The following is a 24,941-nucleotide window of genomic DNA, read 5'->3' as shown; positions in this document are numbered from 1 at the left end:
ATTTGTGGCTGTCTTGATTAACCCAGCCATCCAAGTAACTCCTCTTATGACCCGTCTAATTTGTGCTAGTACCGGTAAATCAATTAATCTCCTGACTGAACTGGCTAATAGTGGTGAAGCTAAGGTTTGGCGGACTGATCACAGTGGTTATTTAGCTAAAATTTATCACCAGTCCACACCGGAACGAATGCAAAAGTTAGCGGTGATGCTCGACTATCCACCCCCTGATCCAAATCGCCACATCAATCATATTTCTTTCGCTTGGCCTGAATCAGTCCTCAAAAATGCTCAGGGTGATTTGGTGGGGTTCTTAATGGGGGAAATTCGGGCGGGAAAAGAAATTTATGATGTGTACAACCCCACACGTCGCAACAAAATATGTAAACTACCGGCTGATTGGCGGTTTCTCCATTATACAGCCCGGAATATTGCCTCAATTATCAAGGTGTTACACCATCAAGGCTATGTATTAGGTGATATTAAGCCGCAAAATATTTTAGTCAATGATCAGGCTTTACCTTCAATTATTGATACAGATTCTTTTCAGGTGCGTCATCCTCAAACTGGTAAAGTTTACCGTTGTTTGGTGGGAACCCCTGACTACACACCACCGGAGTTAATTGGTCAGGACTTTGCAACCATTGAGCAAACGGAAATCCATGACCGATTTCGCTTGGGGGTGATTATATATCAATTATTATTCAGTGGTCAGAGTCCATATGCGGGGAGGTGGAAAGGTGCAGGGGAACCGCCAGAACCTGGTGAATATATCCGTCGGGGTATATGGCTATATTCTCACCATCAGTTACTGGAACCCGTAGATAGAACCATACCCCTAGAAATTCTCCATCCACAGGTAAAAAGTTGTTTTCTTAGATGCTTTAATGATGGGTATACAAATCCTGATTTACGCCCCAGTGCCGAGGAATGGTTCCAGGCGTTAAAAGTTGCTAGTGAAAGTTTAATACTCTGTAACCAGATTGACAGTCACTACTATAGCCAAAGTTATGGTAGCTGCTATTGGTGCGATCGCGTTAGTAAAATTGGGGTTGAGATTTTTCCAGGGAGTGTAAAAGTCCAGCCGTCTCCTCCTAATTATGCACCCCAGAGCCAACCTGTAACCACTGCAACGACTCAAACATCCCCATCAGCAAAAGTTACAACCTCACCCAGTGGTAACTTTTCACCCACAACCCTCACCGGTCATTCTGGGTGGGTTGCGTCTGTAGGATTCAGCCCAGATGGTCAAACCCTGGCTAGTGGGAGTGGTGACAACACTATCAAACTGTGGGATGTGAGGACAGGTAAGGTTCGCCACACCCTCACCGGTCATTCTAGCTATGTTACGTCTGTAGGATTCAGCCCGGATGGTCAAACCCTGGCTAGTGGGAGTGGGGACAAGACTATCAAACTGTGGGATGTGAGGACAGGTAAGCTTCGCCACACCCTCACCGGTCATTCTAACTGGGTTAGGTCTGTAGGATTCAGCCCGGATGGTCAAACCTTGGCTAGTGGGAGTGGGGACAAGACTATCAAACTGTGGGATGTGAGGACAGGTAAGGTTCGCCACACCCTCACCGGTCATTCTAGCTATGTTACGTCTGTAGGATTCAGCCCGGATGGTCAAACCCTGGCTAGTGGGAGTTATGACAAGACTATCAAACTGTGGGATGTTACCACAGGTAAGGTTCGCCACACCCTCACCGCTCATTCTGAACCGGTTTGTTCTGTAGCATTCAGCCCAGATGGTCAAACCCTGGCTAGTGGGAGTGGGGACAAGACTATCAAACTGTGGGATGTGAGGACAGGTAAGCTTCGCCACACCCTCACCGGTCATTCTTACTCGGTTTATTCTGTAGCATTCAGCCCGGATGGTCAAACCCTGGCTAGTGGGAGTGGGGACAAGACTATCAAACTGTGGGATGTTACCACAGGTAAGGTTCGCCACACCCTCACCGGTCATTCTAAACCGGTTTATTCTGTAGGATTCAGCCGGGATGGTCAAACCCTGGCTAGTGGGAGTGGGGACAACACTATCAAACTGTGGTTTGGGGCATTTTCTGCTACTTCGGTCAAGACAACTGCACCCCAGAGCCAACCTGTAACCACTCCCACCCCTAATCCCCATAGGGTAAAAATATTATTAGTTAGCGCCATAGTGGGATTAATAGCAACTCAGATTTATGCTTATACGCGTTATGGTTTATTTCTCACTAATCCCAACAGCATTATTAAACTGTGGCGATCGCCCAATGACCTAGAAGAAACCTTGACCTTTGAAGCTTATATCAATCGCGGTCTTGTTTACCGTAACCAGCAGAAATGGGATTTAGCTCTGGCTGATTATAACAAAGCCATTGCTCTTGATCATAATTATGCTGAAGCTTACTACAATCGCGGTAATGTTTACCGTAGCCAGAAAAAATGGGATTTAGCCGTCGCGGATTACACCAAAGCTATTGCAATTAATCCTAATTATGCTAATGCTTACTACAATCGCGGTCTTGTTTACCATAACCAGCGAAAATGGGATTTAGCCGTCGCTGATTACACCAAAGCTATTGCAATTAATCCTAATTATGCTAATGCTTACTACAATCGCGGTCTTGTTTACCATAACCAGAAAAAATGGGATTTAGCCCTGGCTGATTACACCCAAGCTATTAAACTTAATCCTAATTATGCTGAAGCTTACTACAATCGCGGTCTTGTTTACTATAACCAGCAGAAATGGGATTTAGCTCTGGCTGATTATAACAAAGCCATTGCGATTGATCCTAATTATGCTAATGCTTACTACAATCGCGCTATTCGTGCTGTCGTCTTTCCCCGTTAACAGTCAACCGTCAACCGTCAACAGTCAACAATCAACCGTCAACGGTATGGCTAACGCCACGCTATCGCTATCGACTCCGCTCACCGACCACCGTCAACAAATCTAAACCTACCCCCGAATGACTGTAATATTTCTCCCCTTGGGACTTAGAGCTATTTCGGTGGTAGTGCGATCGCTGATGGGGGGTAAATCGGGGCGACGGTCAAATATGATTAACCATCCCGTATCTAGATTGAGTCCTGATAAATACTTATCTAATTGTACCAATCCTTGCTGTAAGGGGTCGGGTTTACCCTGTTTCCATACTTTTAATTCCATCCCTAAGACTACATCCCCATAACGCAGACATATATCCATCCTCCCAGAGCCGATGGCGTATTCCCGCTCTAAGCTACCACCACCATTAACTACACGGTGTAAAAATGCCATTAATACTAAATGTGGCGCAATTTCTGGGTAAGGGGTACTTTTAAATAATGGTTCTCCGTGTTGTCGCCAAAAGTCTAAAAAGGTTTCTAACAATATTTGGGGGTTTAACTCCCCTGTGGGTGTTAACCAACTAGGTTGAATCATCGGTAAACTATCTTGAGTACCCTGGGATAACACCTTGGGGATGACCTCTTGATAGATGGGGTTAGCTACCTTTAACCCACCTTCTTTACTGCGAATCACTAAACCTAAATCTAACAGATAACGGCGATCGTCTTCTGGGGTGTTGGGTAATTCTTCCCCAGATAAAATAGGTTCTATAATGGCTTTTACCCTATCTTCCCGCAGTCGCTCTGCTAAACTGTCTAAGTGGGTGTCTTGCCTTTGAATTAGTATATCTTTGGCTTGATTGATTAAGTCTACTGTGATGGGGATATTTACGTCTTCTGCTAAATACTCTGTAACTTCCTGAGCTAAAGCATTGACTAACCAAGGTTGACCCTGGGTTAAATCGTAGGCGTGGTTAATGGCTTCGGGGGTAAATATTTGTTCTGTGGCTTGGGTGTGTTGCTCATACAGACTTTTCACATCTTCTAAAGTGAAATTATTTAAAGTCAGAGACCGCACCTTGATATTAAAGGGGCTAGAGGTATTTAATCTATCAGTACCACCGGAGGCTACCTTATAATCACGTACATCCCGCATCCCAATTAAGGCTACACATTGGGGGAAACCTTGGGGACGACGGGGGAAACCGTCCCTTAACTGTCTTAAGACAGTAATTAAAGTTTGATTTTGCAGGGAGTCAATTTCATCAATAAACACCACCAGTGGGCGCACAGAAGCCTCCGCCCAGGCAGTTAAAGCAGTATTTATCCGTTGTCCTGGTAGTGCATTTGACCACACCGGTGGTTCTAGCTCCTTGGGTAGCCAAAATCTTGCCGCCTCTCGCCAAGCACCTAAAATTGCCTGTTCTGCTATTTCTGGCTGATTGGGAAAGGGTGAGCCTACTTCTGCGGATACCATGACAGCAGTATATTTACCACTGGCTGTTAATTCCTGTGCTAGGGTGAGCATGGCAGTGGTTTTACCGGTTTGTCTGGGTGCATGGATGACAAAGTAATTGCGCTGTTCAATCAGGCGTTTTAACTCTGGTAACCGTTCAGTGGTGGGTAGGGTATAGTGGATATCTGGTTGACAAGGGCCTGCGGTGTTAAACCATTTAGTCATAATAGTTTAGGTATAGGTTGATTTAATTATAATTTCTATGACGGTTGAGCGAATGTTGGTGAGACATTGCCCAGTACTGTAAGGCGATAGCGAAGCGCTGCTGCAACCAGTTCGCACCTGCATGAGTAAGATCCCCGACTTCTTAACATAATCAGAGATAATCTAGGATAATTTAGCTAGAAGTCGGGGATCTGTGTGACATGGTGATTAAACTACCTGATCCCTTAGTTTGATAGCCTGAGGAATTTCCCTGAGTTTTGGGAACCGTTTCGCTACATAGAAGGCTTTTAGCACATCAATTTCTAGGCGTTGACTGGGATAAGCGGCAATAAAATTGATCACAGAAAGACCTTGAGGCTGAGTAGCACCTAATACTAATGCTGCTCTGAGTGCTTGTACCCCCGCGTCATCTTTTCTGACTACAGCCTGGGAGACATTATTAAGAATTGTTATGCCCATTTGTGTATTGAGTAGACTATTCACTGTCACCACATCTATGGGTACTTTGGTTCTCAGCAGTCTGACAAAGAAGCGACTTTGTTCTTCAGATATTCTACCGGTGTAAAGCTCTAAACCTCTGGGAAATTTCCCAGTATCTGCTGTGTTTTGTAACTCCTCTAGGGAAATAGATTCCGCAAAGGGGCCAAATCGCAGAACAACGGTATCCGCAGCATGTACGGAGGTGTTGGACCCCCAAAACTGTGTTAAGGCGATCGCACCTAAGAAACTTGCAACTATTTTGAAGTTTTTCCAGTTGCTTGCCATAAGATTTTTACTAATTAATTTTTAGGTAAATATAACGTAATTTTATATATTTGACGGCGACGGTTGTGGATAAATTCAAAGAGCATAGCAATGCTATGCTCTAGTTGAGTTGCAGGAGGATTGTTTTGTTATCCCCCTGTTAATTTTGAGGGAGATTACACCTTAGCAGATGCTTTAGTAATCATATTCAGTTCGCCCTTAGCATACTTAGCTGCAAAGTCTTCGAGAGAAACTTGCTTAATCTTGCTAGCATTACCGGCGGTACCAAATTGCTCGTATCTGTCAGCACAAACCTTCTGCATATATTTAATGGAAGGCTTGAGGAAGTGACGGGGGTCAAATTCCTTGGGAGCTTTTGCTAGTGCTTCACGAACGGCGGCGGTGATAGCTAGACGGTTGTCGGTGTCGATGTTAACTTTACGGACTCCGCTCTTGATACCCTTTTGAATTTCTTCTACAGGTACACCATAGGTTTCGGGAATTGCACCACCGTACTCGTTAATCAAGGCGATTAAATCTTCAGGTACGGAAGAGGAACCGTGCATTACCAAGTGGGTGTTAGGTAAACGGCGGTGAATTTCTTCAATGCGGCTAATGGCCAAGATTTCACCGGTTGGCTTACGGGTAAATTTGTAAGCACCGTGGCTGGTACCGATGGCTACAGCCAAAGCATCTACTTGGGTTTTCTCTACAAACTCCGCTGCTTCGTCTGGGTCTGTTAGTAGTTGAGAGTGGTCAAGTGTACCTTCAAAGCCGTGACCATCTTCAGCTTCACCAGCGCCGGTTTCTAGGGAACCTAAGCAACCCAATTCACCTTCTACGCTGACACCCAAGGCGTGAGCAACATTCACTACTTCACGGGTGGTATTGACGTTGTACTCAAAGCTAGCGGGGGTTTTAGCGTCTGCTTCCAAGGAACCATCCATCATGACGCTGGTAAAGCCGTTCTTGATTGCGGAGTAGCAGGTAGAAGGCGCATTACCATGATCTTGGTGCATGACAATGGGAATTTCGGGATAGGTTTCTACTGCAGCCAAGATCAGGTGACGTAGAAAGTTTTCTCCAGCATAAGAACGAGCACCACGAGAAGCTTGTAAGATTACGGGGGTATCTGTCTCTGCTGCTGCTTTGAGAATTGCCTGAATCTGCTCTAGGTTGTTGACGTTAAACGCCGGAATACCGTAACCGTTTTCAGCCGCGTGGTCTAAAAGCAGCCGCATTGGTACGAGCGCCATATATATTCCTCCTAATGTGTTTTTGGGCTAATCGGTTTCCGAAGAGCGTAATATTTACGCTAATCTTAATACTTTTTTCAACTTATAGGAAATTATAACTAGTGATGGTTGTTTATTCTGAGAAATTTTCTGCCATCTTCCATCAGGATGCCCTATATTTCCCATCTGCTACTGTACATCAAGTTACACCCAGGCTTAAGGTTTTTAGTATCTCTAGATGCTATAAACCTTGAATTTCCCTTCCAGAGGTAATAGTTGTTGAATTGATTGTTTGTTCAGGTTGGCGATCGCATTTTCTTAGAGGATGTTTGGAAAGTGTTAAACAGGTAATTTTTATATTAGGGAACAGGGAACAGGGAACACACCGAACACACAAAAAACAATAAAATCCAGTCCCCTCCCCTGACAAGGACAAGACAAGGTGGACAAGGTGGACTAGGTGACAAGGGAGAAAAACAGTACAAAGTCTGTATTCTTAGTAAGAAAAATAGCCCATTAAAAGACCATTGTCCGGATAAAATCTTCCTTGTCCACTTTCCTTCCTTGTCTTCGGTGGTCTTGCCTTCACAGATCATATTAAAAACCTACCCTTGTAAGGAGAGGGTGGGGTCAAACAATAGTTGATACACTAATCACGACTTGACAAACATCATTTTAGAGATTTTACGTGATTTTTCCTAGTGGGTCGCCCGGGATTCGAACCCGGAACTAATCGGTTAAAAGCCGAGTACTCTACCGTTGAGTTAGCGACCCTTTTGTTTTGCAACTTTGTCATCATAACATGGGCTTCTGGGATTAGCAAGTATTTTTATAAAAGATTTGCTGTTAATCTCACAGATGCGGTGCTGCTAGCTTTTGGAGCTAATACCGTCAGATTTTCACCTGTATTTAGGGCATTCCGGGGAGCAGTCCAAGGTTCTAGACAGTAAAAGTCTTTGCCTTTGATGGTCCAAAACACCAGACGAGAATAAATGCGATCGTAATCTAAAGTTAACTTGAGTTGACGATTGGGGTCTATGACTGTGGCAGATTGGCTAGTCAAACCCCCAAAACCGACATCAATTTCCTCACGGGTAAAATCAAAACTACCATCAAACGGGTGAATTTCTTTAGTAGATTGGTCTTGATATTCTTGGGAGGGGATGTGAAACTGTAGCTGATGCTTATCACCACTGGTCAAAAAGTAGGGATGGAAACCCGCAGAAAAGGGCATGGGTGTAGATGACAAATTTTGATACTGCTGTTTAATTTCTAGAGTATTGCCTTTTAACTCGTAAGTAAAAATGAGTTGAAAGTCAAAAGGATAAACTGCTTTAGTTTGGTCATTGCTTTTGAGTACCAGAGTCAGGCTAGCTTTATCTTGAGTTTCCTGGTGAGTCACTTCCCAAGGTAAATCACGAGCAAAACCATGTTGTTTGAGAGTGTACCTTTGCCCGTTATAGGTGTAAATGTTATCTGGTAAATTTCCGCAGATAGGGAACAGAATCGGATTTCCACCTCTGACACTCAATTGGGGATGGGTAAAGCGTTCACTATCCAGATAGAAAATTTCTTGGTTGCGGACACGCCACCGGGTGATAATCCCGCCTCTTTCGGGTACGACTTCTATTTGAGAGCCTGCGGTTTCATCGGTGAGGATGTAAGTCTTGTATTGTTGCTGTTCAACAGTGATAGTAAACACAAGTTTTAGTCCTTAATAGTAGAGCGGATCATCTTTGTGTTTAGGTCTTGGTGGTGAAAGTGAATTGTACTCACCACTCAGACACTAAGACACCCAGGTAAATGAAATCTACTCGTCTTCTGCGAACACGAAGCGATATAACTCCCTGGGGTCGGGTTCGGGGCTACTTTCAGCAAACTTGACGGCATCGTCGATGAGTGCTTGAATTTTGCCATCAATGGCCTTGAGTTCGGCCTCGTCGGCTAAGTTTTGCTCAGTCAGATAAGCGGCAAACTTTTTAATGGGGTCACGGGAAAACCAGAATTCCTTCTCGGCTTTGCTGCGCATTTCATCTGGGTCTGCTAAGGAATGACCCCGGAAACGGTAGGTAAGGGCTTCAATTAATGTGGGACCTTCACCAGCACGGGCGCGGGCTACAGCTTCTTGAGCCACGGCGCGCACTGCTAGCACGTCCATACCGTCTACTTCCACCCCAACCATGTTAAATACACTGGCTTTTTTGTAAATTTCTGGCTGGGAGGTAGCTCGTTCGTGAGACATCCCAATAGCCCATTTATTATTTTCCACTACGAAAATTATCGGTAGTTTCCACAGGGCTGCCATATTTAAGGTCTCGAAAAACTGACCGTTGTTAGCTGCACCATCGCCAAAAAAGCAAGCTGTGACTTGGTCTGCGTTTTGGTCTCCTAAAACTTCGCGGCGGTATTTAGTTTGAAAAGCTGCTCCTGCTGCTACAGGAATTCCTTCGGCTACAAAGGCATAACCACCTAGTAGGCCATGCTCGGCAGAAAACATATGCATGGAACCACCACGCCCTTTGCTGCACCCTGTGGCTTTGCCAAATAACTCTGCCATCACTTCTCGAGCTGGTACACCAGCACTCAGAGCATGAACGTGGTCGCGATAGGTGCTGGAAACAAAATCTTCACCGGGTCGCATGGATTGGATAACACCTGTAGAAACGGCTTCTTGACCGTTGTATAGGTGGACAAAACCAAACATTTTACCTCTATAGTACATCTCGGCGCATTTGTCTTCAAATGAGCGCCCTAGTACCATATCTTCATACAAGCGTAACCCTTCTGCTTTGGTGATTTTGGTAGTAGCGGTGTCAAATGTAGGTAAGGTGCGTTCTTGAACCATTATTTTTTTAGTATTCCTATAGTAAAACTAAAATTTACCATCTCAAATAAGTTGGTTTCAGACAATCTCTGTTTTTGATCAGCTAGTATGTGCTAAAGTCAACGACCAAAATTTAGGCACCAAACAGGTTTATAGGCAATAGAGGAGAAACAATGAGTGAATTTTTGATTTTTCTACCCACCCTCTGGGAGGAGTTGACCTCTGATCTACTCCTGTTTATAGGCTATCAATCAGGATAGCTCGGTTTCTGCATATCCATGAACAATTTAAAGAAAATCATGGGGCAATTTTCTGTATGGAGCTATATTTTGGGAAATTCCATTTATTTATGTTATAATGCTGTTCATTTAATTTAATTGATACCTACCCTTTTTGAGGATACTTTCTCTAACTGCATAGCTGGGTAAGTGCTGAGGATGTTTAGCATCTATGAGTTACTACCGGCAGAAATACTAACAATTACAACAAGGTATTGGCGGTTTCTAGGCAACTGCAAATTTTTACCAGTAAAATTCAAAGGAAATAATGTTATATTATACACTTATAATGTAAATCCTTCACGGTATTATTCAGTGTAGGATTATGGCACGGTTTTACATACCTGGAATGCTCTAGGTAAATTATGTTGATCACGGTGCAGGGGAAGTAGACTGTGCGAATTCCGCTAGATTACTACCGAATTTTGGGATTACCGTTAGCGGCAAGTGATGAACAGTTGCGCCAGTCGTACAGCGATCGCATTGTCCAATTGCCACGACGGGAGTATTCTCCGGCAGCAATTTCTGCTCGCAAACAACTTATAAAAGAAGCTTACGTGGTTTTATCCAATCCTAAAGAACGTAGCAGTTATGATCAGCTTTATCTTGCCCATGCCTATGGATCTGACGGCAATGGTAATGCTACTGTTGCCGTGGGAACCCACACAACCAGTAAGAAGACTGATACTGATATCCAGAGCCTGGGAATCGAGATTTCCGAAAAAGAATTAGTTGGTGCTTTATTGATTCTGCAGGAACTCGGGGAATATGAACTGGTGCTGAAGTTGGGTAATAATTACCTTACCAACAATAGCAAGGTAATATCTGCCAAACTGGCAAATAATCTCGAAAGTGAAGATTTTCTTGCTAGTTCTGACTACCCGGATGTTGTTCTGACTGTTGCTTTGGCTTGTTTGGAACTGGGGCGAGAGCAATGGCAGCAAGGTCACTATGAAAGTGCGGCTGTTTCTCTAGAAACTGGTCAACAAATGCTAGAGCGTGAAGGGCTATTTTCTAGTGTGCAGGCGGAAATCCAGGCTGACTTGTATAAATTGCGTCCCTATCGGATTTTAGAATTGCTGGCATTACCTGAAGACAAAGTTGAGCAACGACAACAAGGCTTGGCATTTTTGCATGAGGTGTTAAATGAGCGCGGTGGAATTGATGGCAGTGGTAATGATCAATCGGGTCTGAATGTAGATGATTTCTTGCGCTTTATTCAGCAATTACGCAACTATTTAACGGTTGTAGAACAGCATCAGCTCTTTGAAGTGGAAAGCAAGCGCCCTTGTGCTGTTGCGAGTTACTTGACAGTTTATGCGCTCATAGCACGGGGATTTAGTCAAGGTCAACCGGCTTTAATCCGTCAGGCTAGGCAAATGCTGATGCGGTTAGGAAAGCGTCAAGATGTGCATTTAGAACAAGCTTTGTGTGCCCTGCTACTGGGGCAGACCGAAGAGTCCACCCGGGTTTTAGAACTAAGTCAAGAATACGAAGCTCTGGCTTTTATTCGGGAAAAATCCCTGAACTCTCCGGACTTGTTACCGGGGCTATGTTTGTATGCGGAACAGTGGTTAAAAGATGAAGTATTCCTGCACTTTCGAGATTTATCTAAGCAGCAAGCCTCGCTCAAAGATTATTTTGCTAACCAACAGGTGCAAGCTTATTTAGAGGCGCTACCTACTGACGCAGTAACTACTGATCAATCCCCTGTGATCAATCGTCAGTCTTTTTCCCTGGATACCCGGGAGAGCGCTCATTCCAGTGGTGTTTCTTTCAAATTTACTCAAGGTCAAACAGCTAATGTGGATTTGTTACAAATCCCAGAGCATCATAGACAGGAACATCCTCACTTCACCCCAACTGGTGGGAACGCCCGGCCAGATAAATTTTCACGTAGTACTAAATCAAACTATAATGTAAGTAAAATTCCGGTGAATGAACCTAGAGCCAAAGCGGTGAAACATCATCCCCATGGTGCTAGTAAGTCCACGCCTGAAGTCAAAAAGCGGCGGAGAAGAAAGCCGCGTCAACCTGTCAACCGGGGTTATCCTCAAAGGCAAACTGGGTTGATTCCCACTAAGATGGTAAAAAAAAGACTTATTTTGACTGTCTTTGGTTCTTTGGTAGGTATCTTACTGATTTGGCTGTTAGTTTCTACGACCTTTGGATGGGTAAAAAATTTGTTATTCCCGGAGCCGATTTTGTCAGGGGGACAGTTGTTCTGTACAACTCAATGAACCACCAATCGATATCCCCGACCCAACTAGGGAGTTGGAACCCCCAAAAGGTTCTCTGAGTGATGCTATGGCCCAAGAAGTGATTCAAACTTGGTTATCTACTAAATCTGAGGCTTTGGGTCCAAAATATAACCTGGATGGTTTACCACTGATTTTAACAGATACGATTATTTCTCAATGGCGGGGGCTTGTGCAACAGGAGAGGTCACAGAATCGCCATCGGACATATCACCACACTGTGAATCTGGAATATGTTGATCAAAAATCGGATCGGGCTTTAGTGGTGGTCAGGGTCAGGGAGGTAACACAGTTCTATCAATTAGGACAGATCAGAAATTTTAAGGATGAAACTTTGCGGGTGCGATACTCTTTAATTCGACAAGGGGATAGGTGGCGCATCGACGGTATGTCAGTGATTAATTAGATTGGTTTGACTGACCTGCACTAAAATTACTCAGTTAAGCGCAAATGTCAAGAGTCCATGACATTGCTTCTATGGTCTCCTACTCGATTCAGCCAGTTTGTCATGATTTCATGACAATTCGATCCCCAAACAGTTGATAAATGGGTAGAACCGGCAAAACAACGCCTGTAACCCCCTTGATTCCTACCCGGGTTTACTGCTTAATATTTAATTAATAAAAAAAGTAATCCGATCCCAAAGAAATGCTGATCATGGCATCATCTAGGAATCGAAAGGCTAAAAAACTAAAAAGTTAACAACTGGGCAAAACCAGAAGTCGGGAATCAGAAACTCATCTGGGACAGATAAGATTTGATTTTATAGGAAATTATATCACCCAGGTAAGTCATTTACCTTACAAACTACTGGAGTCCAAAATTATGGCAAAAGAACGCCCACCACTAGAGGAGATGACACTCAGGCAACTACGTAAAGTTGCCAGTGAATATAGCATCTCCCGCTATAGCCGCATGCGTAAATCTCAGCTGCTGGCAGCAATTCAGGAAGTTCAACACAGTAAAGTATCCCTTAATCCAACTCGTTCACTGGAGGCGCAGGAAACCGTGGAAGCAGCAAAATTTGAATTAGGTCAAGAAGATCGTACTGGTGGTTCTCTGGCTGATGTTGATGAAGGAATCGCTGACCTACCACAAGGTTATGGTGAAAGCCGGATTGTACTGTTACCCCGTGATCCTCAATGGGCTTATGCTTACTGGGATATTCCCAATGAACATAAGGCGGAACTACGACAACAAGGGGGACAACAACTAGCACTGCGCATCTACGATGTTAGCGATGTGGATCTTGACCTTCAACGTCCTCACAGTATTCAAGAGTACCCCGCCGACGAACTGGCAAGAGAATGGTATATTCCTATTCCAGTAAGCGATCGCGATTATGTGGTAGATATTGGCTACCGTACTGCTGACGGTCGTTGGTTAGTATTGGCACGTTCTGCAAGAGTCCACATTCCTCCTGTTTATCCATCTGACTGGATTGAAGACGCTTTTGTGACTGTCAACTTTGAAGAAGACCTGCGGGGTAAAACTGTTTACGAATTAGTTCCCCCTGGGAAGAAAGTTGTGGCTGCTGTGGAAGATAGCAGTAACGCTATATACGAGCAAATTTTCGGCTTGGCTGAGTCTGCTGAAGCTCAACGGGTTGCTGGTTCTCTGTTCGGTTCTATGCAGCAAGTACCTAGTTCTGCAGGTCCAAGAGGCTTTGAGTTCCTATGTTTTCCCCTCTGGTGTGGGTATGTGGGCTGTCCCCACTATGTCCGGTTTAACCATGTCTGGGGTAGGTATGTCTGGGGTAGGTATGTCTGTCGGTGCTGTACCAGTGCGTCCTCGCAAGTTCTGGTTAGTTGCTGATGCGGAGTTGATTGTTTACGGTGCTACTGAACCGGATGCTACTGTGACTATTGGTAACCGTGAAATTAAACTCAACCCTGATGGTACGTTCCGCTTCCAGATGTCTTTCCAAGATGGTTTAATTGACTATCCCATTGTGGCTGTAGCTGCTGATGGTGAGCAAACAAGGTCAATTCAAATGAAGTTTAATCGTGAGACTCCATCACGGAATACTAATACTAAGGATGAGGCTGTTTTAGAATGGTTTAGCTAAGTTGCCGTTTGAGAATGGTTTAGCTAAGTGTCTGATGATTATAAGGTGCTATTTTTTTTTCAAATTTTAGGTTCTTACCCGCTATATGGAGTTTATAGCGGGTTTTGTTTGTCTTGGAGGTCCAGATGTAGCCCATTGATGGAAGTAAAAGAGTTTGTGCTACCCAAAACAAAATTTTCTGATGTCAGACTTATCCTTTATTTTTGATCATCATTACCTTGACAATATTATGGGCTGTTTCATCTGGAATTGCTAAAGACTTCCACAAATAATTTAAAAGGTCTTCTTCTTCTTTAGTTACTTCACCATCTGCTAACGCCAAGTCTGTAGCTACAGCAAAAGCGGTTTCATATAAGTCATGGGGAAGAGAGGAAACTGCCAATTTAATAAAGCCATCAAATCCTTGGCGTTTGATGAGTGAGCACAACTTGTCAAACATCCTCCTTAGCACTTCATTGGGGTAGCTACGAAACAAATGCATTCGGTTTAAAGTTGCCATCATTGTATGAGCTTCTTCGTCTGTTAAGTAGCCATCAGCAGCAACAGTCGCCAAAGTAATAGCTGCAAATGCTTCCGCAGGTCCCAAGGCGGAATTATTTTGTGTTTGCAGATTAGAATTATTTCCGAATAAACCCATAATAGGAAAGTTTTCTCCTGGTAAATATGGTTATTATAAGCACCTTTAAAGTCAATGGCAATAGTTTTTGATGTCAAATATTCGTAGTTGATAGTTGAAAAATGGCACATAAAAATAAGATTTACCTTGAGTATAAATTCCATGAATTACGTCATCTATCAAAAGATAGATATTTAATTTTGTTTTAGGGACTTAAAAGAAATCTCTTCTGGGGAAAAATCAGAACTAACTAACATACAGCAGCCTAAAAAAGCCGGGTTTATGGTGGAGTTCCCAGACAGAAGATAAAAAAAACCCAGCAAAGTTAATGCTGGGTTTAGAGAATGTTTGTCAAGTCATGATTAGTGTATCGAATATTATTTGACCCCACCCCCTTCCTTACAAGGTTAGGTTTTTAATATGATCTGTGAAGGCAAGACCACCGAAGACAAGGAAGGAAAGTGGACAAGGAAGATTTTATACGGACAATGGTCTTTTAAGGGGCTATTTTTCTTACTAAGAATACAGACTTTGTACTGTTTTTCTCCGGTGGTCACCTTGTCCACCTTGTCCACCTTGTCTTGTCCTTTTAAGGGGAGGGGACTGGATTTGATTGTTTTTTGTGTGTTCCCTGTTCCGGTGTTCCCTGTTCCCTAAGCTGTTAGTATTAATGTTTAGTTTTAGCTTGGGCTTTTAAGTGAGCAAATACTGATTTGTCGCCAATGTCTGGGGGGATGGCTTGGAAGACTTTACGCAGTGCAAATATTATTAACAAAATTGCCCACGCTGCTAATAAGACTCGTTCCCAGGCTGGGGGTAAAATTCCGACTAAATGACCTAGTAATAATACTGGGACAATGGCAGTTAATGCTTTGGTTTCCAGGCGGTTAAAACAAAAGGCTTCTTTAAAAAAAATACCTGTTAAGGCGACGAAGGTAAAACCTATACCAAATAATGTCAGGGGTTGGGTGTAAACTGTGATGGGTAAGGGTTGACTAGTAGATAGGGCTAAGACTAGGGCTGATATACTGCCGATCGCCCAGACTATTTGTAAGAGTCGGTGCAGTGCTACCATGTAGATGTGGATGGTTAATAAGCTGACACCTAGAGCTAAACTAAAACAGAGGTATAAGGGTGTGAGGGCGGCTATGGTTTGGGGTGTGTTGTAGAATAAGACTAAGGCGCTACCGATGGCAAAGGTTAGGGCTGCTACCATTAACCCAGTACGGTAGATAATCACGCTAGTGCGATCGCTTTGGTTAATAGTAAATTCCCCAAACTGACCTTGATAAACCGGTGCTGAGAGTGTTTCTGTAGTCATGGTTAAATAGGCTTTGACAAAAATGCTATCCCATGGAGAGGCGGTTAGGCTGCGCCAAATTCTTTCCCAACGGTTTGGTTAAAAGAGCGCACTATAGAAATGATTGTATCAGCCTCATCGGGGGGGAAAACTCCCACGCGCGTCTAGCCGTGGGAGTGTCAACCTATTTTTTTCATCTACCTAAAAACAAAACTTCTAACTGATCTTCGTAGTTAACTTGTAATTGTAGGGAAGCATTGCCGGTGTTAATGGCAATTTCTACCCAGCCATGACTACCAACTAAAGCCGCAGGTTCCCCCACATTGACATCACTATAAGTCACATATCCGGGTATAGTCAAGCCAGAAACTTGCACAGACCAATTTTTACCTAAGACGTATTCCCCAGGAATATTACTAATTAAGTTGCCAAAAGTATCAATATATTGAATGTAACCCCTAACCCCGGTGTTGGTTTCCTGACATTGCCCAAGATCCAACTTGACCAGAGAGGCGGTATCAATTTCTGCTCCCAGATGTTTTAAATCAATCCCCGCAGCCAGATGAGCGCCCACAGGTGCAAAGATATCTCTACCGTGGAAGGTGTGGCTGGGTTGGGCTGTGCGCCAATATTGAGAGTTAGTCAGTTCTACGGCGCGAGTTGCCGGACTTTGAGACAACACACCGCTAAAGATACCATTATCTGGCCCTACTAGCAAGCCTTGGGGAAATTCTAGGGCGATCGCTCGGCGTTGACTGCCTACTCCGGGGTCTACCACGGCGACATATACTGTACCTACTGGGAAATAGGGGTAAGCATTCATCAGACAAAAACGCGCCGCAGCGATATTTTGCGGCGGTATTTGGTGTGTCAAATCAACTACCTTAATATGGGGATTGATTTGGGCGATCGCACCTTTCATCATACTTACATAAACATCGCGATCGCCAAAATCGGTGAGCAGTGCCAGAATAGATGATTGATTGGTATGTGTTTGAGACATGAAACCAAGGGAGCAGGGCGCTAAAATCAAGCCACTACCATCATATCAACCATCATCAACTCTTTCTTTTCCGGGAGCGTTGATTATTTTTGTTCACATCTAACTCTTCCCGACGCAGTTCTTCTTGAGCCTCAACTGTATCTGTTTCTACCACCTTCTTAACTTTCACTTCTTCACGTAAAACAGCTTCCTTACGAATTTCTGGAGTTTCTTCGTAAATATCCACCCGTACAACTTCACCTTCACGGAAATCAACTTCACCGGGGCCGCTATGCGTCCCGCATCTGAGGGGGTAGTGCGTTCAATGACTACCCGTTCTCTTTCCACCGGTACAGAAACTGTGGCTGTATCAGTTTCCACGTGCTTACCAACTGTGACCTCTCCGGTTTTCATCCGGGATTTATCAGCAACTAACCTTTCTTCATAAAGTTTGAGATTTTGGTGATTTTGCTGAGTAATATTGTATAGTTCTGGCTCGTGTTCGTAAGTATAAGTATCACGACTGGGGGCTGTAGTCTCAGCATAAGCTGACGGGGTATCTAAAGGTGCTGTAGCCTCAGCATAAGCTGATGGAGTATCTAAAGGTGCTGTAGCCTCTACAGGTGTGGAAGTTTCTAAAGGTGTTTCTGCAAAGGGAGAGCGATAAACTCCCCGTACCCGCTCTTCATAATCGTAGTCAACCCGTTCGAGTTCGTCAAACTGCGGTAGGCTTTCTACTTGCTCCTTAGTGAGTCCTGTAGCATAGACCCGTCGGTCACCATAGCTAATGCGAGAGCGCCCAATTGGTAATAACACCTGTTTACCAAAAACCCAAAAACCTGTATCAACAACCAGATAACGAAAATGTCCTGTATCATCCACTAAAATATTTTTGACTGTGCCCACTCTTTCGTCATTGACATCTGAGTAGACATCAAAATCTCGGATTTCATAATTATCAAATTCAGTATTTGTATACCCAGTACTCAAGTCTTGAAGTTTATAAAGAACCATATTACTGTTTACCTAAATCTCTACTTACAATCCTAAGATAAGTGAGATGTGATTATGTCTTGCTTGCGGGTGAGTTTGAGGAAGTTGTAATTTACTACTTATAGTGGATTGACTGGTTAACAAAATACTCAAATATAGTTCTGAGGGAAGAGCCTATACACCAGTTGGTAATATTTACCTTAGCCATAAGATGCTGCCTAATTTGAGATATAAAGCCTTTTTCAGTCTCATGAAGTACACACCAATTCCCTGTTCCCTGTTCGGTGTGTTCCCTGTTCCCTCAAACTAAAAATTTTTGTATCTCACGAGCATGGGAAATGCTATAATTGTTTGAATCGATAGATAGATAACTATAGTAAATATCTGAAATATTATCAGTATAGATTAAATTTAAAGCTAATTAATTTGAGTTAAATTAATGGAGGTATGTTTAAATGTCTACTGGATTTAGTACATCCTTAGTCGCCCTAGGGCTAGCAGCAAGTTTAACATCTCCAGTTTTAGCACAGAATACTTTTCCTGATGTTCCTGCGGATTATTGGGCGCAACCATTCATTGAACGTTTAGCCCAAAGAAATATTGTTGTCGGATATCCAGATGGGACATTCCGACCGGAGCAAGCTGTACAACGTGATGAGTTCGCGGCGATGCTTCGTCAAGCATTTGACCAAGAAGCAGTGCGGGAAATTCAAGATGGGAGTGTTTTCGCCGATGTCCCTCCGGGATATTGGGCTTCTCCAGCTATTGAGGAAGCCTATCAGCAGGGATTTATGAGCGCTTATCCGGGTGGTTTCTTTGCTCCCAATCAGCCAGTTTCGAGGCTAGATGCTCTAGTCACCCTCACTAGAGGCTTGAATTTAACACCGGAAACTCGGCGGGTTGCGAGAAGACCGAGATACTTACCCCTGGCGATGACTTCTTTAATGCAGCCTTTAGTAGTAGCAACTGCGCCTAGTACACCTGTGGCTGCACTGGCGCGGGATTATTATACAGATGCCGGACAAATTCCCGATTATGCTATTAATGATGTAGGCATAGCTACACAGCGAAATATGGTGGTTAATTATCCCAATCCTAGGGTACTTAATCCTAATCAGGCTCTGAGGCGTTCTACTGCTGCGGCTTTTATCCACCAAGCTCTAGTAGATCAGGGGAGAATTGAACCTCTACCTAGTGATGTGGCGGCTTATAATTATATTGTGCGTCCGGAGGTTAGCCAGGCTGCTCGGTAGTTGCTGGGTGGGTGTAGGGACGATTGATTAACCGTCCCTAGGTTCGGGTGTGGTTAGGGTTTTGGTTTGTAGGTAGAAGCAACGTGTAATTCTTTGAGTTGCTTGACATCTACGCCAGAAGGTGCATCTGTGAGCAAACAACGGGCTTGTTGTGTTTTGGGGAAAGCGATGACATCCCGAATGGATTCCTCACCGGCTAGTAACATAACTAAACGGTCTAAACCATAAGCAATTCCACCATGGGGGGGTGTGCCATATTCAAAGGCTTCGAGAAGAAAGCCAAATTTATCATGGGCTTCTTCGGTAGATAAACCAATGGCTGCAAATACTTGCTGTTGAATGTCCCCTTGGTAAATTCGCAAACTACCGCCGCCAATTTCTAAGCCGTTTAATACTAGGTCGTAGGCTTGGGCCCGGGCGGTTTTTAGGTCACTCACATCTTCGGGATGGGGTGCTGTAAAGGGGTGGTGTAGTGCTTCGAGGCGTTTTTCGTCGGCGTTCCACTCGAACATGGGGAAGTCTGTAATCCAGAGTAAATTAATTTTTTCGGGATTGATTAATTTAAATTCCTTGGCGACGACTTGGCGTAATCTGTCTAGGGTTTTATTAACTGTGGCGGTGTCACCAGCGCCAAATAATAACAGATGTCCGGCTTTTGCACCGGTACGCTGCAAGATTTCCTGTTTTTGCTCTGGGGTGAGGTTGTCTTTGATAGCGCCTATGGTGTCGATTTCGCCATGTTCGCGGACGCGGATAAAAGCTAAACCTTTGGCTCCCGCTTCGGTAGCTTCTTTGAATAGGTCACCGCCTGGTTTGATGCGGACGTTGGAAATGACATCATTACCTTGGGGTATGGGCAGTATTTTAACAGTACCACCATGGGCGATCGCATCTCGAAAGACTTTAAACCCGGAGTCTTGGAGGATATCGGAGACATTGACTAATTCCAAGCCATAGCGGGTATCTGGTTTATCAGTACCATAGCGTTCCATGGCTTGGGCGTAGGTGAGGCGGGGGAATGGTAGGTTTAGCTCTATGCCTTTAACTGTTTTAAAGATATGAGCCACTAATTTTTCATTGAGGGCGATAATTTCCTCTTGAGACATGAAACTCATTTCCATGTCTAACTGAGTAAATTCTGGTTGTCTGTCGGCGCGCAGGTCTTCATCACGGAAGCAACGGGCAATCTGATAATATCTATCCATACCCGATACCATGAGGATTTGTTTAAATAGCTGGGGTGATTGGGGTAAGGCAAACCACTCCCCGGGGTTGGAGCGACTGGGTAAGATGTAATCCCTTGCACCTTCTGGGGTGGAACGGGTGAGTACGGGGGTTTCTATTTCTATGAACCCTTCCAGGTCTTCTAGGTAGCGACGCATGGCTTTAACGACTTGATGACGCAATTGCATATTGTGCGCCATGCGCTCCCGTCGTAAATCTAAGTAACGATACCTGAGGCGCAGGTCTTCCCGGACATTTTCGCTTTCAACGGTGGAAACTTGAAATGGTAACTGTTTACGAACCCCGTTAAGTAGTGTAATTTTATCTGCGTAGATTTCTACTTCGCCGCTGGGGAGGCGAGGATTTAAGGATTCCTCCGGCCGTTGTGTGACTCTCCCGGTAATTTCTACAACGTATTCATTGCGCAGGGTGTTGGCCTGTTGGTAGGAATCTGGGGTGCGTTGGGGGTCGCTGACGATTTGCACAATCCCGGAGCGATCGCGCAAATCTAAGAAGATCACGCCCCCATGATCGCGGCGACGGTCTACCCATCCATACAAGGTAACAGTTTCTCCAATATGTTTTTTTCGGAGTTCGCCGCAATAGTGAGTTCGCATAGGTGTTAGTTTGATTCTGTCGGGCTAGATGGGTTAGTAAATGTCAAGGCTTTCCCATTATCTAGCATCAATAATAACTGTAGTTGTTACAAGTCCAGAAAAAATTTTTTTGTGGCTTTTACTTTACATTCTGCCAAATCAGTTCTAAACGTTCTTGGGCTACTTGCAAAGCTTTTGCTGGGGGTTGACCGAGCAAGCTGGACTCAATGGCTCTACCTAAGCTCTCGGATAAACGACTATATCCGGCAATAATCGGCCTAGCGCCTGCTGTGTGCATTTGGTCAACAAAGACTTTTAACCAAGGTTTTGTGGCTGCATATTCCTGATAGGCTTGACTTTGAGCAGATTTGAGGTTAACTGGTAAAAAACCTGTGCCAATACTCCATTCTGTTTGGAATTGTTCACTTAAAACATACTCTAAAAACTTCAGGGACGGCGGCTTCTCTTTCGGGTGTAGTTTTCATGACATACATATTGCCCGTCCCGGTGACTGTGGCTTGTGTCACACTTCCGGGAATGGGAAACACATCATAATCAATGTTAGACTTAGTAATATAAGTCCAAGGTCCGGTAATTTGCATGGCCACACGCCCGCTTAAAAAGCCATCTTCTTCATAACCCCGTTCTGGGGGTGAGAGGGTCGCTGAACCGTCTTGTAATAGGTCTTGCCAAAATTGTAAGGCGGCGATCGCCCCTGGGTTTGTCAGGTTGGGCTGATGATTGCTGACTACTTCCCCCCCAGCACTCAATAAAAAGGGAAACCAACTAAATACAGTCCATTCGCCCTTACCCAAGGGTAGTAACATTCCATACTGTTCTGGTCTTTGATCTCCATTCCGGTCTATGGTGAGTTTTTTGGCGACTGCTCTGAGTTCTTCCCAGGTCTTGGGTGTCTGGGTAATTCCTGCGGCTTGGAAAAGTTGGGGACGGTAGAAAATACCTATATTGCTGGTATAAAGAGGAATTGACCACAGTTGATTGTTTAATGTTAACTCCTCAAATAACTTGGGGTTAACTTCCGACTTACCTGGGAAGGTGGCTAACCAGTCATCTAAGGGGCGAATTGCTCCTAATTCCACTAACTGACCAGTAATTTGGGGGGAAAAGCTGAGAATATCCGGGGGGACATCCCCACCACTGCGGCGAGGATTTTCGGTAATTGTTGGTCAAGGTCTCCGGCAAAAATAGATTGTACCTGAATATCAGCATGAGTTTGATTAAATTTATCTACCAGTTTGTTAAACACATCCCGGTTAACCGGTGGATTAATACCTTGCCAAAGGGTGAGGCGAATTACCCCCTGCTCTTGTATTGGTAGAGGTAGACAACCAGATAGAATGATGAGACAAGAGCAAAGAACAATTCCTAAAATTAATAGCCTCCTAGCAGCAGATATACACTGAGAAAAAAAACTGCTGATGGGATATAGTAAACTGTTAGTTGTCATATCAACTAGTTAGCTAGATGGGGAAGTTTGCTCGAAAAAAGTTTTAGTAATACTATCGTCGGCTCTGGTGTAAATATAAGTTTTCGGTTCGGTGAATTTGTGAGTTTTGTAAATTTTTTCGGCTCGTTCCCAAAAGTCTGTATCTTCGCCATAGGACATATGATTAAATCCTTGCAACTCAAAAAATACTTCCCTTTTACCGAAGAATGTGGGACATACAACACATTCTTGCAGATTAATCAATTTATCTTGTTGATAATAATCAACGACCCAGATTTCTTCTTCCGAGAAAAACCCACCCTCGATTAAGTCAATTTCTGGGTTGGCTTCCATATATTTTATTCGCGACTCTAGGTGATTGGGTTTGTAAGTATCATCACTGTCTATAAATGTAATATACTTACCGAAAGATGCTTGTATACCCGCATTTTTGGCGTAACATTGTTTTTTATTTTGATGTTTGAGATATCTGATATTATGATATTTTCCAATATATGAATTAACAATTTCAAATGTATTATCTTGACTACCATCATCTACTATAATCAACTCCCAATCTGGAAAAGTTTGGTTGATGACACTATCAAGGCATTGATTTAAATATTTTGCCCTGTTATATGTGCAGAGAATAACTGATATTTCTGGTTGGATGTCAAAACTGATACTGCTCATTGACTTTGATATTTAAAGGTATATTCGGAATTGATTGACCACAGATGTAGACAGATAATTTAGGTTTATTTTGTAGCCATTATACAAGTTGCCACGGGATAATCTGGATGATAGGCATCTAATTCTTCTGTTGTCAGTTCTTCTACGGCAATTCCATGATAACTAGCAATGACAGTTGTGGGGTTACCGTAGATGTACAGTTGCTGTTGAGTATAGTTTCTAAAGATGTAAGCAAAAGCATCTGGTAAGGGTCGCCAATAATCGGCGGGTGTAGCATGAACTCTAATGGCGCTTGGTACCATAGCGAAACATTTACCACCGGGTTTTAACCAAGTCAGGATGTTTTCTACTGCTATCCAGGGCGCATAACAATGTTCTAAGACATTAAAAATAATTATGGAGTCAAAGGATTCTGGTTCAATGATTGATGGGTCGTGAACATCCCCAACTATATCTACTCCTGGTCCAGGTTCTAAGTTGAGGATTTTGTATGATGTACCGGGGTTAATTTGATAAAAATCTTTATCTTTTGGAGTTCCTCCTATTTCTAGGACATTACCAATAATTTCCTGTTTAACTTCCCCTATAAATTTATTCAGGTAGTATCTATCAATGGGGGTTCCTCTGGTTAATCCAAATGCTTGACAAATAGGAACTATTTTTTTTAAGTCGCCCCAGTCTATGGCACCGGTTGCGGGTGATAATAAACCTATGTTTTCTAGTTTTTCTACTATGGTGCGGAATTGTTCTATAGTTGTAATACTATCTAGGTCATTGTTTAATTGATATTCAGCAAATAGTTGGGGGAGAATTTGGTAAGTTGTTTGACTTAATCCGCTCAAGTCTTGGTAGTTTTTTTCAATAAAACTGCGAAAACCATTGGTAAAAATTGTGAGGCTACCATCTGCTAAAAAGACTATGGTATCTTGAGTTATTGGCTGATATTTATCTAGTTCCTGAATGTATTTATCTGCAACAGGTGTGAACTGGACTTTTTTAAATATTTGGTATGCTTTTTCTAGCTCATGTTCATGGACAAATATTTCTAGGATAGTTAACCAAGATTGGGCGGGGATGATTTGCGCTGGGCGCTGACTCCAGGCGAAAATTGCATATAACTGGGAATTTTCGGTTTTTATAAAAGCATTAGGAATATATTTTTTAGTCATTTATCTATTTTTTTACTACCTAGGTATTATAATGTATTCATGAAGATTTACATAATTAATTGCTCACGAAATTTTGTTACAAATTGTGTATTCATTAACAAAGTACGGTTATTGCGATCGCAGCTAACCATAAAACCGAACCTAGTCCAGTGAGATTTAGTTTAAGGTGTGAATTAGGAAGCTTGAGATTAAGCTCAGTGAGAGAGCCAAGAGATTGAGACAATCAGCAGTTATTCCGAGAGTGTAAAGCTTGAAATTAAGCCTCCCGATAGTACACAGTTTATCTTAGAGGTGATAGCTATGGCAATAACTCGTTGGGAACCATTGCGGCGCTGGCAAAATTTAGATCCATTTCCAGAAATTGACACCTTACAACGCCAAATCAATCGCCTATGGGATAGATTTATACCCAGTGATAGCGGAGAAATACAGTTAGGATTTATACCGGCTGCCGAACTAGAAGAAACGGAGGATGCAATTCACCTGCGGTTAGAAGTTCCTGGTTTAGAAGCAAAAGACATAGATATACAAGTTAGTCCCGACTCAGTATCTATTAGTGGTGAGAGGAGGAGTGAGACTAGGGTGGAAAAACAAGGAGTAACTCGGTCTGAGTTTGCTTACGGTCAATTTCACCGAGTCATTCCCTTACCGCAAACAGTAGAGAACGAGAAAGTAGAAGCTAAGTATGACCATGGGATTTTGCGCTTAACTTTACCCAAAGCTGAAGCTGAGAAATACAAACCTGTGAAAGTAAATCTTGGGTAGG

At 43.4% G+C, this 24,941-nt stretch carries 17 protein-coding genes, 1 tRNA gene and 3 pseudogenes; 7 read left to right on the top strand and 14 right to left on the bottom strand.

What is annotated here, in order from left to right; translation table 11 throughout:
• Positions 1-46 precede the first annotated feature (46 nt).
• Both AC6IZ0_RS19620 and AC6IZ0_RS19615 read left to right on the top strand, forming a co-directional pair.
• On the top strand, positions 47-2,836 hold the full coding sequence (locus AC6IZ0_RS19620) for a tetratricopeptide repeat protein (RefSeq protein WP_497724495.1): 2,790 nt from the start codon (positions 47-49) through the stop codon (positions 2,834-2,836).
• Positions 2,814-2,942, top strand: a complete 129-nt coding sequence (locus AC6IZ0_RS19615; protein WP_497724494.1) for a hypothetical protein — start codon at positions 2,814-2,816, stop codon at positions 2,940-2,942. Before AC6IZ0_RS19620 ends, AC6IZ0_RS19615 begins: the two co-directional genes overlap by 23 nt.
• Before the next feature lie 2 nt (positions 2,943-2,944).
• Here the strand turns inward: AC6IZ0_RS19615 and AC6IZ0_RS19610 are convergent, their stop codons facing one another.
• The 6 genes from AC6IZ0_RS19610 to pdhA form a co-directional block, all read right to left on the bottom strand.
• Positions 2,945-4,495, bottom strand: a complete 1,551-nt coding sequence (locus AC6IZ0_RS19610; RefSeq protein WP_497724493.1) for an ATP-binding protein — start codon at positions 4,493-4,495, stop codon at positions 2,945-2,947.
• 207 nt (positions 4,496-4,702) lie between these two features.
• Positions 4,703-5,260 carry an alpha/beta hydrolase gene (locus AC6IZ0_RS19605; protein ID WP_497724491.1) on the bottom strand — a complete coding sequence of 186 codons (558 nt, stop codon included), beginning with the start codon at positions 5,258-5,260 and terminating at the stop codon, positions 4,703-4,705.
• Between the two features lie 155 nt (positions 5,261-5,415).
• Positions 5,416-6,495 carry a class II fructose-bisphosphate aldolase gene (gene fba / locus AC6IZ0_RS19600; RefSeq protein ID WP_497724489.1) on the bottom strand — a complete coding sequence of 360 codons (1,080 nt, stop codon included), beginning with the start codon at positions 6,493-6,495 and terminating at the stop codon, positions 5,416-5,418.
• Positions 6,496-7,176: 681 nt separating this feature from the next.
• Positions 7,177-7,248 (bottom strand) — tRNA-Lys (locus tag AC6IZ0_RS19595).
• 55 nt (positions 7,249-7,303) lie between these two features.
• Positions 7,304-8,176 (bottom strand): aldose epimerase family protein, encoded by an 873-nt coding sequence (locus tag AC6IZ0_RS19590; RefSeq protein WP_497724487.1) that lies wholly within the window; start codon positions 8,174-8,176, stop codon positions 7,304-7,306.
• A 108-nt stretch (positions 8,177-8,284) separates the two neighbouring features.
• Entirely contained in the window at positions 8,285-9,319 is a 1,035-nt protein-coding gene (pdhA, locus tag AC6IZ0_RS19585; RefSeq protein ID WP_271732072.1) for a pyruvate dehydrogenase (acetyl-transferring) E1 component subunit alpha, read from the bottom strand.
• 652 nt (positions 9,320-9,971) lie between these two features.
• Between pdhA and AC6IZ0_RS19580 the strand changes: the two genes are divergently transcribed.
• The 3 genes and pseudogenes from AC6IZ0_RS19580 (at position 9,972) to AC6IZ0_RS19570 (ending at position 13,902) form a co-directional block, all read left to right on the top strand.
• Entirely contained in the window at positions 9,972-11,816 is a 1,845-nt protein-coding gene (locus tag AC6IZ0_RS19580; RefSeq protein WP_497724486.1) for a J domain-containing protein, read from the top strand.
• A gap of 34 nt (positions 11,817-11,850) precedes the next feature.
• Positions 11,851-12,240: an ARC6/PARC6 family protein gene (locus AC6IZ0_RS19575; protein WP_497724484.1), complete on the top strand. Its 390-nt coding sequence runs from the start codon at positions 11,851-11,853 to the stop codon at positions 12,238-12,240.
• A 419-nt stretch (positions 12,241-12,659) separates the two neighbouring features.
• A pseudogene (locus AC6IZ0_RS19570) lies at positions 12,660-13,902 on the top strand (DUF4912 domain-containing protein).
• Between the two features lie 190 nt (positions 13,903-14,092).
• Here AC6IZ0_RS19570 and AC6IZ0_RS19565 read toward each other — a convergent pair.
• From AC6IZ0_RS19565 to AC6IZ0_RS19550, 4 genes and pseudogenes are all read right to left on the bottom strand, one after another.
• The gene (locus AC6IZ0_RS19565; RefSeq protein ID WP_497724483.1) at positions 14,093-14,539 is read right to left on the bottom strand and encodes a tellurite resistance TerB family protein; all 447 of its coding nucleotides are present in this window, start codon (positions 14,537-14,539) and stop codon (positions 14,093-14,095) included.
• A gap of 646 nt (positions 14,540-15,185) precedes the next feature.
• Positions 15,186-15,839, bottom strand: a complete 654-nt coding sequence (locus tag AC6IZ0_RS19560; protein WP_271733102.1) for a DUF2301 domain-containing membrane protein — start codon at positions 15,837-15,839, stop codon at positions 15,186-15,188.
• 172 nt (positions 15,840-16,011) lie between these two features.
• A complete protein-coding gene (locus tag AC6IZ0_RS19555; protein WP_497724481.1) occupies positions 16,012-16,821 on the bottom strand; it encodes an SAM hydrolase/SAM-dependent halogenase family protein in 810 nt (269 codons plus the stop codon).
• Positions 16,822-16,876: 55 nt separating this feature from the next.
• Positions 16,877-17,814, bottom strand: a pseudogene (locus AC6IZ0_RS19550) (DUF2382 domain-containing protein).
• A 434-nt stretch (positions 17,815-18,248) separates the two neighbouring features.
• Here AC6IZ0_RS19550 and AC6IZ0_RS19545 point away from each other — a divergent pair.
• Positions 18,249-19,046, top strand: a complete 798-nt coding sequence (locus tag AC6IZ0_RS19545; protein ID WP_497724480.1) for an S-layer homology domain-containing protein — start codon at positions 18,249-18,251, stop codon at positions 19,044-19,046.
• Positions 19,047-19,099: 53 nt separating this feature from the next.
• Here the strand turns inward: AC6IZ0_RS19545 and aspS are convergent, their stop codons facing one another.
• From aspS to AC6IZ0_RS19525, 4 genes and pseudogenes are all read right to left on the bottom strand, one after another.
• Entirely contained in the window at positions 19,100-20,887 is a 1,788-nt protein-coding gene (gene aspS, locus AC6IZ0_RS19540; protein WP_497724479.1) for an aspartate--tRNA ligase, read from the bottom strand.
• A 118-nt stretch (positions 20,888-21,005) separates the two neighbouring features.
• Positions 21,006-22,334 (bottom strand): annotated as a pseudogene (locus AC6IZ0_RS19535) (ABC transporter substrate-binding protein).
• 9 nt (positions 22,335-22,343) lie between these two features.
• Positions 22,344-23,006 carry a glycosyltransferase family 2 protein gene (locus AC6IZ0_RS19530; protein WP_271733089.1) on the bottom strand — a complete coding sequence of 221 codons (663 nt, stop codon included), beginning with the start codon at positions 23,004-23,006 and terminating at the stop codon, positions 22,344-22,346.
• Between the two features lie 65 nt (positions 23,007-23,071).
• Complete coding sequence (locus AC6IZ0_RS19525; RefSeq protein WP_497724477.1) at positions 23,072-24,175, bottom strand: methyltransferase domain-containing protein; 1,104 nt, start codon at positions 24,173-24,175, stop codon at positions 23,072-23,074.
• 300 nt (positions 24,176-24,475) lie between these two features.
• On the opposite strand from AC6IZ0_RS19525, the gene AC6IZ0_RS19520 reads away from it, so the two are divergent.
• Positions 24,476-24,940 (top strand): Hsp20/alpha crystallin family protein, encoded by a 465-nt coding sequence (locus AC6IZ0_RS19520; RefSeq protein ID WP_497724476.1) that lies wholly within the window; start codon positions 24,476-24,478, stop codon positions 24,938-24,940.
• Position 24,941 lies beyond the last annotated feature (1 nt).

This window comes from Anabaenopsis sp. NIES-4685, from assembly GCF_059725405.1.
This window is presented reverse-complemented; position numbering and strand designations above follow the sequence as displayed.

Bases quoted from the DNA above. Each gene is read 5' to 3' on its own strand.
- AC6IZ0_RS19555 (WP_497724481.1), bottom strand. From the start codon at position 16,821: ATGTCTCAAACACATACCAATCAATCATCTATTCTGGCACTGCTCACC.
- fba (WP_497724489.1), bottom strand. From the start codon at position 6,495: ATGGCGCTCGTACCAATGCGGCTGCTTTTAGACCACGCGGCTGAAAAC.
- AC6IZ0_RS19525 (WP_497724477.1), bottom strand. From the start codon at position 24,175: ATGACTAAAAAATATATTCCTAATGCTTTTATAAAAACCGAAAATTCC.
- AC6IZ0_RS19565 (WP_497724483.1), bottom strand. From the start codon at position 14,539: ATGGGTTTATTCGGAAATAATTCTAATCTGCAAACACAAAATAATTCC.
- pdhA (WP_271732072.1), bottom strand. From the start codon at position 9,319: ATGGTTCAAGAACGCACCTTACCTACATTTGACACCGCTACTACCAAA.
- AC6IZ0_RS19545 (WP_497724480.1), top strand. From the start codon at position 18,249: ATGTCTACTGGATTTAGTACATCCTTAGTCGCCCTAGGGCTAGCAGCA.
- aspS (WP_497724479.1), bottom strand. From the start codon at position 20,887: ATGCGAACTCACTATTGCGGCGAACTCCGAAAAAAACATATTGGAGAA.
- AC6IZ0_RS19610 (WP_497724493.1), bottom strand. From the start codon at position 4,495: ATGACTAAATGGTTTAACACCGCAGGCCCTTGTCAACCAGATATCCAC.
- AC6IZ0_RS19560 (WP_271733102.1), bottom strand. From the start codon at position 15,839: ATGACTACAGAAACACTCTCAGCACCGGTTTATCAAGGTCAGTTTGGG.
- AC6IZ0_RS19520 (WP_497724476.1), top strand. From the start codon at position 24,476: ATGGCAATAACTCGTTGGGAACCATTGCGGCGCTGGCAAAATTTAGAT.
- AC6IZ0_RS19605 (WP_497724491.1), bottom strand. From the start codon at position 5,260: ATGGCAAGCAACTGGAAAAACTTCAAAATAGTTGCAAGTTTCTTAGGT.
- AC6IZ0_RS19530 (WP_271733089.1), bottom strand. From the start codon at position 23,006: ATGAGCAGTATCAGTTTTGACATCCAACCAGAAATATCAGTTATTCTC.
- AC6IZ0_RS19620 (WP_497724495.1), top strand. From the start codon at position 47: ATGACCCGTCTAATTTGTGCTAGTACCGGTAAATCAATTAATCTCCTG.